The following is a 14,787-nucleotide window of genomic DNA, read 5'->3' on the forward strand; positions in this document are numbered from 1 at the left end:
ACTCACCCAAAAAACGGACACATATGGTCGATCGGGTAATTTACCGCTAAAGAGGTGCATGATTGGCTCTCTTGCTGACAGGGCGGGAGGGCCATGCGCAGCGGCGTGTTCGAGCGGTACACGGAAGACGACGGCGACCTGCGGGCGGAGTTGCTCGTACAGCCTGCGATCAATTACGCCCTGGTACACAACCGGGTACCCGTGGTGCGGCACCTGGCGATCACCAGCCGGACCGGTCGTCCGCTCACCGACGTACGGGTCACGCTCGAACTGCTGGCGCCGGAGGGACCGCTCACGCCGCCGTGGTCGCGGACCGTCCCGGCCGAGCTCCCGTCCGGCACCGCGGTGGAGTGGGGGGACTTCGCCGAGTTCGTACCGGAGGCCGGCCGCCTGCGCGGCAACGACGAGGCGTTCCCGGTCGACTACCGGCTCACGGTCGCCCGGCCAGGGGTACCCGACCTGCGCCTGACCGCGCGGTCGTCGGTACTGGCGCACAACGAGTGGTTCAACACTCCGGCCCTGTACGAGACGCTCGCGGCGTTCGTCCAGCCCAATACCCGTGCCGTCGACGCCGTCCTGCGGTCGGCGGCGCAGATCCTGCTCGACCGGACCGGATCCGGCTCCCTTCAGGGGTACCAGGCCGGCGCCGAGCGCGCGTCGCAGATCGCCGGCGCGGTGTACGAAGCGTTGCGCCGGCTCGGTATCCACTACCAGAACCCGCCCGCCTCGTTCGAGCACACCGGGCAGAAGGTGCGCGCCACGGCCGCCGTCCTCGACGGCCGGATGGGCAACTGCCTCGACCTGTCGGTCACGTACGCGGCCTGCCTGGAGGCGGCCGGGCTGCACCCGTTGATCTGGCTGACCGGTACCCACGCGTTCGCCGGCTTCCGGCTGGACCCGGACCGGCTCGGCGACGCCACGGTCACCGAGACCAACCTGCTCATCTCGATGGTGCAGGCCGGTCGGGCGGTACCGGTGGAGCTGACCCGGATCGGCCCCGGTACCGGCAGCGCCGACTTCGCCGCCGCGGTACAGGCCGGACTCGCCCACTTCCGCGCCAGCGGCCAGGCACCGCTGGGCATGGTCGACGTCCACCTCGCGCACCGCAGCGGCGTCCGACCGCTGCCGTCGGCGGAGGCAGCGCCACCGCCGGGGGCACCGGCCGGCGCGGACGGGGTGGGCTCCATCGACCTGCCCGCCGGGGTGGCACGCACCTGGCTGCGCCCGCAGACCGAAGAGCGCGCACAGGCCGAAGAGCGCCCGCAGACCGAAGAGCGCGCACAGGCCGAAGAGCGCGCACAGGCCGAAGAGCGCGCCGAAGAGAAGCAGGCCGCGGGGAACGCGCGCGGCGAGGCCGGCGAGGACCGCCGCACCGAGACCAACCGGAAGGACCGCGCCGAGACCGGCGAGAACGGCCGCGACGAGGCGGCCGAGGACGAGACCGACGAGTCCCCGATCCGGGTGCGGCAGTGGAAGCGCTCCCTGCTCGACCTCAGCCTGCGCAACCCCCTGCTCAACCTGCCCCAGCGTGGACGCGGCCTCGACCTGCACGTACCGCAGGGTGCGCTGGCGCTGCTGGACGGCCTGGCCCACGAGGGGACCAGGATCCAGGTCATCGCCCAGGACGCGATCAGCCCGGTGCACGAGCTCACCGGCGCGCGGCGGGCGCAGGAACTCGACCCGGACATGCTGACCCGGGAGCTGCGCACCGACCACCGCATCTACGGCGCGGTCACCGAGCAGAAGTACGTCGCGACCATGCGCCGGCTCCAGCGGGACGCCCGCACGATGGAGCAGGAGACCGGCAGCAACTACCTGTACCTCACGATCGGCACGCTCGTACACGGCAAGGGCAGCGGCGCCGAGGCGCGCGCCCCGCTGTTCCTGCTGCCGGTGCGCATCGAGGGCGGGACCGGGCGGAGGCCGTACGTCTTCGTGGTCGACGGCTCGGAGTCCGCCGCGCCCAACTACTGCCTGGTCGAGTGGCTGCGCCGCAAGCACGGCGTGCAGATCCCGGAGCTGACGAACCCGGTACGCGACGACTACGGCATCGACATCGCGAAGACCCTCGCGGCGATCAACGCGAGGATCGTCGACAGCCGCCTCAACTACCGCATCGACGAGACCGCGAGCCTGCGGCTGCTGCAGTTCTCCACGTACCAGATGTGGCGCGACCTGGCCGACCACTGGCCGACGTTCCTGGAGAACCCGGTCGTACGGCACCTGGTCGAGGCAGGCGGGGCCCGGTTCGACGACCCGGCCGGCATCGACCGGCCCGAGGTCGACGAGGCCGACCTGCACCTGCCGATCCCGGCCGACGGGTCGCAGATGCAGGCGATCGTCATGGCCGAACGGGGCCAGTCGTTCGTCCTCGAGGGCCCGCCCGGCACCGGCAAGTCCCAGACCATCACCAACCTCATCGCCCGGGCCGTCGCCGCCGGGCGCTCGGTGCTGTTCGTGGCCGAGAAGGAGGCCGCGCTCGAGGTCGTCAAGCGCCGACTCGGCCAGGTCGGGCTCGCGCCGTTCGCGCTGGACCTGCACGGGCGCAGGCAGTCGACCCGCGCCATCCGGGACCAGTTGCGCGAGGCGCTGGACCAGGTCGAGTACACCGACGACGCGAACTGGAAGGCGGTCGAGACCGGTTACCGGGCCCGGCTCGCCCCGCTCGCCGCGTACCCGGCTCTCGTCCACACCCCGAACCCGGCGGGCCTGTCCGCCTGGTCGGCGTACGAGCAGGCGCTCGCGTACGGCGAGGGGCCCAGCGCCCCCGTACCGCCGGACCACCTCACCGTCCCGGCCGACCAGCGCCGGCGCGTGGAGGCGGCGCTGCGCGGGTTTCCCGCGGCGGCCCGGTCGGCGCGGCTGCGCCCGGCCCACCCGTGGTCGCTGTCGGGCCGCCGGACGATGGACGGCCTGCACGCCGACGCCGTGACGCAGATCGCCGAGGAGCTGGAGGAGATCCGGCTGTCCGTTGTGGAGCGTCCGGCCCTCGTCCGGCTGCTCCGCGAGCTGCCCGGCCCCGCCGCGATCGGTGGCATCCTTCCGGTCGCCCGGCTCGCCGCCCGCGGCGCGCTGCCGGACGAGACGACCGTCCGGCAGGCCGGGGACGGACAGGCCATGGACGCCCGCTGGGAGGCGGCCGTCACGAACCTGCAGGAGGAGCTGAGCTGGTTCCGCCACGCGTACGCCGCCGAGCTGGCGACCTTCCAGCCGATGGTGTTCACGCTGGCCGAACTGCCCGCCTGGCACGCCGAGTCGCAGGAGGCCGGCAAGCGGATGTTCGGCCGGGGCAGGCGGCTACGGGCCGTGGCGAACCGGCTCGAACCGTACCTGCCGCCCGACGCGGTCCTCGACGCGAGGAACGTCGAGCGGGTCCTGGCCCGGCTGGTCGCCGCCCAGCGGCAGTCGACCGCGCTGCACCAGCGGACCCGGGCCATCGGCGGCCTACCGCTCCCGGCCGGCTGGCAGCCGACGAGCCCGGCCGCCGACACCGACCTGGCGCAGGCCAGACAGGCCAATGCGATCAGCCGGCAGCTCATGGCCAGGCACGCCACGGTCTGGCCGCTGCTCGCCGAAGGCATCTCCGACGGCGACGTGCGCGCCCTCGAAAAGCTCGCCGCCGGCTGGCGCGCCTGGCGCGGCCTGCTCCAGGCGAACCGGTCCAGCCTGCGGCTGTGGGCCGACGGCGGGCACTGGTTCGACGCCTGGCAGCGGGACGGCGCGAGCTGGCTCACCGACCTGCGCGTCGACAAGCTGTCGGCGGTGCGGCGGTGGGCCGCCGTGCTGGACTGCGCGGACGCCCTGACCGACACCGGCCTGACCGAGTACCGCGACCGGCTGCTGCGCGGCGCGGTCGACCCCCGCGTCGCCGAGGAGGCGTACCACCGGGGCGTCGCCGCCTCCTCGCTGTCGGAGCGGCTGTGGGCCGGGTCGCTGGACTCCTTCGACCCCGACCTGCACGACAGCCACATCGAACAGTTCGGCGCGGCGGCCGAGCGGTTGCGCACCGCCCTGCTGGACCGCGTCCCGTCGACACTGGTACAGAACCGCCGGTTCGAAGCAGGTGGGCGGGTCGCCGAGTTCGCCGCCGAGCTGCGGCGCAACCGGGGCGGCAGGTCGTTCCGGGAGCTGTTCCAGGCGTACCCCGACGTGATCCTGGCCCTGACCCCGTGCGTCCTGGTCAGCCCGGCGTCGGTGGCGAACTTCCTCGCGCCCGGGGCCGCGCGCTTCGACCTGGTCGTCTTCGACGAGGCCTCGCAGATCCGGGTCCCGGAGGCGATCGGCGCGATGGGCCGCGGCAAGGCGGTGGTCGTGGTCGGGGACTCCCGCCAGCTGCCGCCGAGCCCGGTCATGCAGGTCTCGGCCGGCGAGGACCCGACCGACGACGACGGTACCGGCGACGACCTGGAGAGCATCCTCAGCGAAGCCGTCGAGTCCGGACTCCCCCAGCGCATGCTGACCTGGCACTACCGCAGCCGCGACGAGTCGCTGATCGCCTTCTCCAACCGTCATTACTACGAGGGCAAGCTGTCCAGTCTGCCCTCGCCCGGTACCGGTACCGCCACCGGCATCGGCTGGCGCCGGGTCGACGGCCACTTCGACCGGGGCGCGTCGCGTACCAACGAGGTGGAGGCGAGGGCGGTGGTCGCGGAGATCGCCCGGCGGCTGCGTGACCCGCGGACCGCGCACGACTCGATCGGCGTGGTCACGTTCAACCTCCAGCAGCGCGACCTGATCCTGAACCTGCTGGAGGACAGCTCCGACCGGTTGATCCAGAAGAGGATGTCGCCGGACGCGGGCGAGCCGATCTTCGTCAAGAACCTGGAGAACGTACAGGGCGACGAGCGCGACGTCATCCTGTTCTCGCTGGCCTTCTCCACCAACCCGGAGACCGGCCAGCTCCCGTTGAACTTCGGGCCTCTCAGCCAGACCGGCGGAGAGCGCCGGCTGAACGTGGCCATCACCCGGGCCCGGCGCCAGGTCCTGCTGTTCGCCTCGTTCGACCCCGGCGACATCGACCTGTCCCGTACCTCCGCGCTGGGCACCCGGCACCTGCGTGCGTACTGCGAGCTGGCCGTCGCCGGGGTGGACCGGCTGGGCGTACCGACGCCGGGGCGCGGCCGCGGTGCCGAGCGGGTCCGGCAGGAGGTCGCGGACGCCATCCGGGCTCGGGGGCACGAGGTACGGGTCGGGTACGGGCTCTCCGACTTCACTGTGGACATCGCGGTACGGACTCCCGGCTCGAAGCGGTGGCAGGTGGCCGTGATGCTCGACGGCCCGCGCTGGGCCCGCCGCCCCACCGTGGCCGACCGGGACGGCGCGCCGACGCTGCTGCGTACCGTCATGGGCTGGTCGGACGTGATCCGGTTCTGGCTGCCGTCGTGGATCCACGACCGGAAGGCCCTGCTGGACCGGATCGACGCCGCGGTGGCTCGGGCAGCGGAGGCAGACGTCACCGCCGCCGCCGCGGCAGCGGAGGCCGAGGTCGTCGCCGTCGAGCCGCCGGCAGCCGCGCCGATCCCGGTCCCCGAGCCGGCGCTCACCGACCTCCCCGCGCCGCGAACCGCCACCGCCACGAGCAGCACCGCCACCGCCGGCGGTCGCCCGACGCCGGTACGGCTCACGCCGGCCCAGCGGTCGACCTCCGAGTACGTCCTCGTCGCGGCGCTGGCGGCGCCGCCGGCCCCCGACACCGAGACCGCCACTGCGAACGGGGCCACTGCGAGCGGGGACAGAGAGGACGGGCTGGTCGCCTTCGTGCCGTACGAGCCGTCGCTGATCGGCAGCCAGTCCGACATCGACGTCATCGGCAGTGACCCGCGGGTCCGGGCGCTCGTCCAGAGCAGCCTGCGCGAGATCATCGCCGCCGAGGGGCCGATCGAGGCGCACCGGCTCGCGAAGCTGACGCTGGCCCGCTTCGGGTTCGCCCGGCCCCGCGAGGACCGCCGCAACGCCGTACTGGCCCTGGCCGATCCGGGCGTGATCCGCCGGCACGAGGGCGTGGGCAGCTTCGCCTGGCCGACCAACCTCGACCCCAAGCGGTGGAACGGGTTCCGCACCACCGGGTCGAGGACCGACCGGGCCTTCGAGGAGATCGCCCCGGAGGAGGTCGCGAACGCGGTACGGCACGCGCTGGCGGCCACGCCGGACCTGACCGAGCAGGAGCTGTTCCGGGCGGCCCTGGAGCTGCTGGGCTACCAGCGCCGGACGCAGAAGATCACCAAGCTGCTCCGGTACGGGCTGCTGGTCGCCCTGACCAGCGGCCGGGTGGTCCACGGCGGGCGCGGCCGGTACCGCTTGAGCTGACGAGCCCGTGGGTGTCGGCGGCGGCGGGCCGGGTAGGCGTCGGCTAAAGACCTGGGAGGGGTACCGATGACCGCCGCAACCGACCACCAGCAGTGTGAGGGCCACGACCACGAGCACGGCCCGGCCTGTGGTCATGCCAGCGTGCAGCACGGCGACCATACCGACTACCTGCACGACGGTCACGTCCACCACACGCACGAGGGCCACTACGACGAGTGCGCGCTCGACCAGCACCTACAGACCGAGGACCATCCCCACGCCCACGGCGAGGGGTGCGGGCACGAGCAGGTCCGGCACGGCGACCACGTCGACTACGTACACGGCGACCATCGCCACGCCACACACGAGGGCCACTACGACGAGCACTAGCTACGCCGCGGCGCGAGTACCCGGGCCGCGACGTGGACTGCCCCGGCGGCGACCGGCAGCAGCACGGCCGCGGTGGCCGCCTGCGCCGGGGTCGTCGGCTGCGGGAGGAGTGGCCACGTACGATCGGGACCCCATGAGCCCTACCCCCCTCGCGACGACGGCGCTGATCGAGACCGTGCTCGACCCCGGCACCTGGCGGTCCTGGGACGAGCCCCTGCCGGACCCGGCGGAGCTGGATGCCGCGTACGCCTCCGACCTGGAACGGGCCCGCGCCGAGACCGGCCTCGACGAGTCGGTCCGCACCGGTGAGGGCCGCATCGGCGGGCACCGGGTCGCGGTCGTCGTCTGCGAGTTCGCCTTCCTCGGCGGCTCCATCGGGGTCCACTCCGGCGAGCGCCTGACCCGCGCCGTCGAGCGCGCCACCCGGGAGCGGCTGCCGCTGCTGGCCTCCCCCGCCAGCGCCGGCACCCGGATGCAGGAGGGCACCTTGGCCTTCCTCCAGATGGCCAAGGTGACCGCGGCGATCACCGATCACCGCGCCGCCGGGCTGCCGTACCTCGTGTACCTGCGCCACCCCACCACCGGGGGCGTGCTGGCCTCGTGGGGTTCGCTCGGGCACCTGACCGTGGCCGAGCCCGGGGCGCTCGTCGGCTTCCTCGGCCCCCGGGTCTACCGGGCGCTGTACGGCAAGCCGTTCCCGCCCGACGTCCAGACCGCCGAGAACCTGCACGCCCACGGCCTGCTCGACGGGGTACTCAGCCGGGAGCAGCTGCCCGACGCCGTCACCCGCGTGCTCGACGTGCTGTCCGCCGCCGGATCAACCCCCGACATGACAGCCGCCGCGCACACAGCGCCGAGCCCCACCCCCGCCGCCGAGACCATCCGCCGGTCCCGTCGGCCCGAGCGGCCGACGGTACGGGCCCTGCTGCGCGCGGTCGGGCGAGACGTGACACCGCTCAGCGGCAGCGGTGAGGGCGAGGCGGATCCGGGGCTGCTGCTCGCGCTCGCCCGCATCGGCGCGGTCCCCTGCGTCGTCATCGGCCACGACCACGACGCGGACCGGCGTCCCCGCGCGATCGGGCCGGCCGGGCTGCGCATCGCCCGCCGCGGCATGCGGCTCGCCGCCGAACTGGGCCTACCGCTGCTGTCGGTCATCGACACCGCCGGCGCCGAGCTGTCACCCGAGGCCGAGGAGCACGGACTCGCCGGGGAGATCGCCCGCTGCCTGGCCGACCTGATCACCTTGCCGACCCCGACGCTGTCCCTGCTGCTGGGCGAGGGCGCCGGCGGGGCCGCGCTGGCCTTCTTCCCCGCCGACCGGGTCGTCGCCGCCGAGCACGGCTGGCTGTCACCGCTGCCGCCCGAGGGCGCCTCGGAGATCCTGTACCGCACGACCGACCGCATGGGTGAGATCGCCGACCGGCAGCGGGTGCAGTCCACGGCCCTGTACGCCCGGGGCGCCGTGGACCGCGTCGTCGCCGAGCACCCGGACGCCGCGGACGAACCGGCCGCTTTCCTCGACCGGATCGGCGCGGTCATCGAAGACGAACTCCTCCGGCTACGGCAACAGGATCCCGCCGCCCGGCTGGCCGGGCGGCGGGCCAGGTACCGGGGCCTCGGGGTCAGCTAGGACGAGCATTCACCGCGCGGTGCTCTCGGATCATCTCCGCGTACCGGTGGCCGCTGGCCTTGATCGTGCGCGCCTGGGTGGCATAGTCGACGTACACCAGCCCGAACCGCTTGTCGTACCCGTACGCCCACTCGAAGTTGTCCAGCAGCGACCAGGCGAAGTACCCGGCCACCGGCACGCCCTCCCGGGCGGCCCGACCGGTCGCCGCCACGTGGTCCTCGAGGTACGCCAGCCGCTCCTTGTCCTCGACGGTGCCGTCCGGCGTGACGGTGTCGGCGAAGGCGGCTCCGTTCTCGGTGACGTAGATCTTCGGCGCGGCGTACTCGCGGTGCAGCCGTACCAGCAGCTCGGCCAGGCCGTCCGGGTACACCTCCCAGCCCATCGCGGTCTGGTGCGCCCCGGGTACCGGCACCATCCGGGTCCGGGGCGCGGGGCCGTCCGGGTCGTCGGTGATGAGCTGCCGGAAGTAGAAGTTCAGTCCGATGTGGTCGGTGGGCGTGGCGATGACGTCGAGGTCGCCGTCGTGTACCGGCGGCGCGAAGCCGTACTCGGCCACCATGTCGGCCGGGTAGCCCCGGCCGTGCAGCGGGTCGAGCCACCACCGGTTGGTGTGCCCGTCGGCCCGCCGCGCCGCCGCTACGTCAGACGGGTCGTCGCTGGCGGGCAGGCACGGGCTGAGGTTGACCACCGCGCCGACCCGGACCGGGCCCGGAGAGGAGGCCCGCAGCGCCTGTACCGCGAGGCCGTGGCCGAGGAGCAGGTGGTGGGCCGCCGGTACGGCCCGGCCGAGGTCGCGCTCGCCCGGCGCCATGGTGCCCTCGAGGTGCCCGATCCAGGCCGAGCAGAGCGGCTCGTTGACGGTGAACCAGTCCTCGACCCGGTCCCCCAGCCGGGCGGCCACCACGGCCGCGTACTCCGCGAACGCGTTCGCCGTGTCCCGGGCCGGCCAGCCGCCCCGGTCCTGGAGCGCCTGCGGCAGGTCCCAGTGGTACAGCGTGACGAACGGACGGATGCCGGCCTCGCCCAGCGCGTCGACCAGTCGGTCGTAGAAGTCCAGGCCGGCGGGGTTGACCTGACCGGTGCCGTCCGGGATCACCCGAGGCCACGCGATCGAGAACCGGTACCCGTCGACCCCGAGCCGGCGCATCAGCTCGATCTCCTCCGGCCAGCGGTGGTAGTGGTCGCAGGCCACGTCGCCGGTGTCACCGCCGGCGATCGCGCCCGGTACCCGGCAGAAGGTGTCCCAGATGGACGCTGCCCGGCCGTCTTCGGCCACCGCACCCTCGATCTGGTACGCCGAGGTGGCGACCCCCCATACGAAGTCGGCTTCCATTCACTCTCCTTACTTCACGGTGCCGATCACTTCACGGCACCCGCCGTCAGACCGGAGACGAAGTGCCGTTGCAGGGCCAGGAAGCCCGCCACGACCGGGACGCTCACCACGAGGGACGCCGCCATCACCTGGTTCCAGTACACGTCGTGCTCGGTCGAGTACCCCTGAAGCCCGATCGGCAACGTGCGGCTGGTGTCGTCGGTCATCACCGACGCGAAGAGCACCTCGCCCCAGGCGGTCATGAAGGCGTACACCGCCACCGCGATGACTCCGGGCAGCGCGGTCGGCAGGATCACCCGGAACAGCGTGCGTACCGGTCCGGCGCCGTCGACCTGGGCCGACTCGTCCAGCCCGCGCGGGATGCCGTCGAAGTACCCGACGAGCATCCAGATCGAAAACGGCAGCGAGAACGTCAGGTACGTGATGACCAGGCCGGTACGGCTGCCGTACAGCTCCAGTCCGGTCAGGTTGCCGACGTTGACGAAGATCAGGAACAGCGGCAGCAGGAACAGGATGCCGGGGAACATCTGGGTGGACAGCACCGCGACCGAGAACAGCCGCCGGCCGGGGAAGCGGTAGCGGCTCACCGCGTACGCCGCGAAGATCGCGACGGTGACCGAGCAGATCGTGGCCGCACCGGAAACGATCACGCTGTTGACGAAGTACCGGCCCAGCGGCACCGTGTGCCAGATGTCGACGAACGGGCGCACCGTGAAGGTGGACGGCCACCACCGGAACGGCCCCTGCACGTCGCGCAGCGGCTTGAGCGCCGACGTGATCATCACGTAGATCGGCGCGAGGGTGAAGACGGCCAGCAGGGACAGCACCACCCGGCGGACCCAGGGCAGCCACGCCGGCTCACGCATCGCTCCTCCTCCGCGACCTTGCCCAGTAGGACGGTGCCGCCAGGTAGACGGCGGTGACGACCAGCAGGAACAACAGCAGCAGCACGCTCATCGCCGAGCCGAGGCCGAAGTTCCAGGTGACGAACGAGCTCTGGTAGATGTGGATGGAGATCAGGTCGGCGGCGCGCGGCGCGGCCCGTCCGAACAGGACGAAGGGCGTGTTGAAGTCGTTGAACGTCCAGAGGAACAGCACCAGCACGAGGACCTGGTTGACCGGGCGCAGCATGGGCAGCGTGATGTGGCGCAGCTGCCGCCAGAAGCCGCCGCCGTCCATGGCCGCCGCCTCGTACAGCTCCTGCGGCACGTTCTGCAGCCCGGCGGTGAGGCAGAGGAACGCGAACGGCCACGTCCGCCAGACCGACACGACCAGCAGGGCGACGAAGCTGTTGTTGCCGATCAACCAGAACGGTCGGTCCTGCGCGAGGCCGAGCTGGTCGACCAGGACGTGGTTGACCATGCCGGCGTCGCGCTGGAGCAGGAAGCTCCAGGTGATCACCGCGGCGTAGGTGGGCAGGGCGTACGGCGTCAGGAACAGGGTACGCAGCAGGCCCCGACCGCGGAACCGGTTCTGGGTGAGCACCGCCGCCGTGACCCCGAGCAGCCAGGCCAGCCCCACCGACGCGACGGTGAACGCCAGTGTGACGGCGAACGAGTGCAGCAGGTCGGCGCCGGCCGCGTTGTTGACGTTCACCACCAGGCGGTAGTTGCGCAGGCCGACGAAGGGCGCCGCCGTCCAGTTCCGGATGAAGAACTGGGTCAGTCCGAGCAGGCTCATCCAGACGCCACCGAGCATCGGAACCAGGTGGACGAGCAGCTCCAGCAGCAGCGCCGGCAGGAGCATCAGGTACGGGGTGAGGGTGCGCCGGCGCGAGCGGGGCCGCCCGGCACGCGCCGGCGTATCCGGCCGGCGCGGCCCTCGTACCCCGCTCGTCGCGGTCGTGGTCAACTGTGCCATCTTCTAGCCGCGTCCCTCAGCCGCCCGCGTGGACCTGCTGGTTGGCGGCGGTGAGCTTGCTCTTGATCGCGTCGTCGGTGATCGGCTTGCCGCTCGCCGCGTCGGCGAACAGGTCCTTGACCACGGCGCCGACGAGCGTCTCGAACTGGGCCTCCTCCGGCACGGCCGGCAGCGGGGCGGCGCTGGTCGCGAGCGTCTCCCGGAACACCTTCACCTGGGGGGTCTGGAACGCCGGGTCGCTGTACGCGCTCTCGACCGTCGGCATCGACCGGTACGTCTTGTTGAGGGCCAGCTGCTCCTCGTCGCTGGTCATGAACTTCACGAACGACAGCGCCGCGTCCTTGTGCTTGGTGTTGGCGAAGACGGCGAGGTTGATCCCGGCCACCATGCTGTTGACCTTCTTGCCGCCGGGTGGGGTCGGCTGCTCGAACGGCACCGGCGCCACCGCGTAGTCGTCCGGGCTCATGCCGTGCGACTGGAGCGAGGTGTCGGCCGCCTGCCAGAGCAGCATGGCCGCCTTGCCGGAGGCGAAGTCGGCGAGCGACTCGTTCTTGGCGTACTCCGCTGCGCTCGGGTTGACGATCTTGTCGTTGGCCATGAAGCCGACGTACCGCTTGACGCCGGCGACCATCCCTGGCGAGTCGAAGCGCGGCTTGCCGGAGGCGTCGAACGCGTCCGCCCCGTACTGCTGTCCGAAGGTGAACGCGTGGTGCGCGTTCTCCGTCGGGTTGCCGCCCTCGACGACGAGGCCCCACTGCCCGCTCCTGGTGAGCTTCTTGCCGACGTCGACCAGCTCGGCCCAGGTCTTGGGCGGCTCGGTGATGCCGGCGGCGGCGAAGAGCTTCTTGTTGTAGTACAGGCCGTAGGCCAGCGAGTACAGCGGGACGGCCGTCGGCGGCTTGCCCGGCGCGCCGGTGGCCGCCATGCTGCCCGGCAGGAACCGGCTCTTGCCGCCGACCGTGGCCAGGGTGGCGTCGTCGAAGGGCAGCAGCGCCCCGGTCGCCTGCAGCGACGGCGACCAGGTGTTGCCGATGTTCAGGACGTCCGGGCCCTTGCCCGAGGCGGCCGCGGCGAGGATCCGGTTGAGCAGGTCCGGCCAGCCGATGACCTCGAGCTTGACCTTGATGCCGGTCTGCTTGGTGAACTTGTCCAGCTGCGGCTGGAGCACCTGCCTGTCGTGGTCGAGGCTGGTGCCCTGGTTGCTGGCCCAGTACGTGAGCGTGTTGTCGGACGATGAGCCGCTACCGCCACCGCAGGCCACGAGCGTCGGGGCGAGCAGCGCGGCGACCACGGCGACGAGGCCGAGTCTGCGAAGGGTCACGGTCTCCCCTCTCTGGCGGGGTGGGGGTGATGGGCAGGCTGGGCGATGGGCGATCGGTGAGGAACGTGGCGCCCGCGATACTTTTTTTAAGCACTGAAGTATTGAGGGCATTCAACCCCTCGCGAACGGGCAACGTCAAGACCGCAATCGATGGATGGGGCGAACGCCGGGTTCGGTCGGCGGCGTTCAGTCGACGGTGCTCAGGACTCACCCAGAAGTTGCCGCGTCACGTCGGCGCAGACCCCGGCGCCGTAGCCCAGGCTGCGTGATGCGTCGTACCGGGTCAGCACGGCGAGGATCCACCGGTCCTGCACGCCTAGGCAGGCGACGTGCCACTCGCCGTCGGCGTCGACTACCGTCCAACCGTTCTTGATCGCGGTGGTGTCGGCGACGCGGGACGGGAGAGCGTCGATGATGCCGAACCGGCCCTCGCCACGGACCTTGCGCATCTGGGTCAGGATCCAGGGGGTCCAGGCGTGGCCGGCCGCCCGCCCGTCCGCGACGCACAGGCCGAGCCGGACGGCGTCACGGGCGGTGATCTGCGTCTGGCCCCATCTGCCGTCGACCACCGTGGTGTCGGTAAGGCCACAAGTGGAGATCATGCGGTTGACGACGTCGTTGCCGCCGTCGAGTTGGTAGACGTCGTCGGCGGCCTCGTTGTCGCTGTCCCGGATCATCGTGGTGAGTTCGTCGAGCCGCTGCCGGCTCGGCGGATGCCCGTCCGCCTCCGCGAGACGCAGGTGGTCGGCGGCGATCCAGATCTTGATCATCGAGGCGGTGGTGCTGGTGGCGGTGGCGTAGTTGGCCGAGCCGGAGATGGTGCCGGTCCGGCGGTCCAGCAGCGCCCAGGCCAGGAACCCGTCGACGTCCACGCTCACTGTTCGGGGCGTGAGCACCGGTACGCGGGCGGGTCGCAGACCGGTGGCGACGATGACCCCGGCGGCGCCGCCGAGGATGAGCAGAGAGGCCAGTACGCCGAGAATCGGCCAGATCCGTCGGGCACGGAACGGCATGACCCAGAACGGCGGGGTCCACTTCGGATCGTTCACGGCCTGCGCATCTCCACAGCGCCGCCGCCCAAACCCGGGCGCGGGAGGATCAGTACCCGGGGAACAGCCGCCGCAGGTCGTCCAGGCTGACCGGTCCACCGTCCACGGTGACGGACGCCGGGGTGTGCTCGGGTGCGAGCCGCCCGGTGGCCAGGCGCAGCCACGCCTCGGCGGGCGCCCGCAACACGCCGTCGGGCCGCCCGGGCGCGTCGATCTGGGTGACCGCGTCGCCCAGGTCGAGCCCGAAGGACCGGTCGGGGTCGGTGAGGTTGACCGCGAGGGTGCCGTGCCTACCGGCGAGCGCGTCGGGGTGCGCGATGAAACCGAAGAACATGCCCAGGCGGTCGAGGAGCAGCGGTACCGCCTCGGGCGCCACGGTCGCGCGGGGGTCGGAAGCCACCTCGACGTCCCAGGCGTGCAGGGCGTACTCCATCAGCCGGAAGCCCGCCGCGGTGGCGACGTCCACCGGCTGCGGCAGGAAGCCGAGGTCGATGCGCAGGTTCTCGCGGGTCGTCGCGTCGAGCGACTCGTACCGGTCCACCAGTTCCGCGTTTGCCCGCAGGAACCCCTCGGCCTGGTCGGTGGGGGTCATGGCGTCCCACCGCGCCCAGACGCGCTTGTTGAAGTCGCCGTCCGGCGCGTCGGCCCGCCCGAGAGCGGCGTCGAGGGTGGCGAGGTTGATCTCGGCGCCGCTGCCGAGGTGGCTGAGGACCTGGGCGACGCTCCACTCGCTGGCGCCCGACGGGCCGGTCAGCTCCTCGGGGCGCATCGCGCGTACCCGCGGGGCGAGGTCGTCGTGACCCGAACGAAGGGCGGCGATGGCCTGGTCGGCGGCTGTCAGATCGGCGGCGTTGCTCATGGTTGTCCTCCTCGGACCGGCTCCCCAACCAGGCAAAGCTTACCGGCCGCCGGATACTCT

9 protein-coding genes are annotated in these 14,787 nt (G+C 72.2%); 3 read left to right on the forward strand and 6 right to left on the reverse strand.

Annotated elements, in window-relative coordinates:
* Positions 1–93: 93 nt before the first annotated feature.
* From Pme01_RS15245 to Pme01_RS15255, 3 genes are all read left to right on the forward strand, one after another.
* Positions 94–6,306: a DUF4011 domain-containing protein gene (locus Pme01_RS15245; RefSeq protein WP_168115846.1), complete on the forward strand. Its 6,213-nt coding sequence runs from the start codon at positions 94–96 to the stop codon at positions 6,304–6,306.
* A gap of 66 nt (positions 6,307–6,372) precedes the next feature.
* Positions 6,373–6,675 (forward strand): hypothetical protein, encoded by a 303-nt coding sequence (locus Pme01_RS15250; RefSeq protein WP_168115845.1) that lies wholly within the window; start codon positions 6,373–6,375, stop codon positions 6,673–6,675.
* A gap of 133 nt (positions 6,676–6,808) precedes the next feature.
* Positions 6,809–8,305: a carboxyl transferase domain-containing protein gene (locus Pme01_RS15255; RefSeq protein WP_168115844.1), complete on the forward strand. Its 1,497-nt coding sequence runs from the start codon at positions 6,809–6,811 to the stop codon at positions 8,303–8,305.
* Here Pme01_RS15255 and Pme01_RS15260 read toward each other — a convergent pair.
* The 6 genes from Pme01_RS15260 to Pme01_RS15285 all read right to left on the reverse strand — a co-directional run bounded on the left by Pme01_RS15260 (position 8,298) and on the right by Pme01_RS15285 (position 14,727).
* A complete protein-coding gene (locus Pme01_RS15260; protein WP_168115843.1) occupies positions 8,298–9,638 on the reverse strand; it encodes a GH1 family beta-glucosidase in 1,341 nt (446 codons plus the stop codon). The genes Pme01_RS15255 and Pme01_RS15260 overlap by 8 nt on opposite strands.
* A 26-nt stretch (positions 9,639–9,664) precedes the next feature.
* On the reverse strand, positions 9,665–10,504 hold the full coding sequence (locus tag Pme01_RS15265) for a carbohydrate ABC transporter permease (RefSeq protein ID WP_168115842.1): 840 nt from the start codon (positions 10,502–10,504) through the stop codon (positions 9,665–9,667).
* Entirely contained in the window at positions 10,497–11,498 is a 1,002-nt protein-coding gene (locus Pme01_RS15270; RefSeq protein ID WP_168115841.1) for a carbohydrate ABC transporter permease, read from the reverse strand. The genes Pme01_RS15265 and Pme01_RS15270 overlap by 8 nt, the downstream gene beginning before the upstream one ends.
* 16 nt (positions 11,499–11,514) lie before the next feature.
* Positions 11,515–12,819: an ABC transporter substrate-binding protein gene (locus Pme01_RS15275; protein ID WP_203935644.1), complete on the reverse strand. Its 1,305-nt coding sequence runs from the start codon at positions 12,817–12,819 to the stop codon at positions 11,515–11,517.
* Positions 12,820–13,019: 200 nt separating this feature from the next.
* Positions 13,020–13,868 carry a serine hydrolase gene (locus Pme01_RS15280; RefSeq protein WP_239088245.1) on the reverse strand — a complete coding sequence of 283 codons (849 nt, stop codon included), beginning with the start codon at positions 13,866–13,868 and terminating at the stop codon, positions 13,020–13,022.
* A gap of 49 nt (positions 13,869–13,917) precedes the next feature.
* Complete coding sequence (locus Pme01_RS15285) at positions 13,918–14,727, reverse strand: maleylpyruvate isomerase family mycothiol-dependent enzyme (RefSeq protein ID WP_168115839.1); 810 nt, start codon at positions 14,725–14,727, stop codon at positions 13,918–13,920.
* Positions 14,728–14,787 lie beyond the last annotated feature (60 nt).

Source organism: Planosporangium mesophilum (assembly GCF_016863255.1).
Taxonomy (GTDB): domain Bacteria; phylum Actinomycetota; class Actinomycetes; order Mycobacteriales; family Micromonosporaceae; genus Planosporangium; species Planosporangium mesophilum.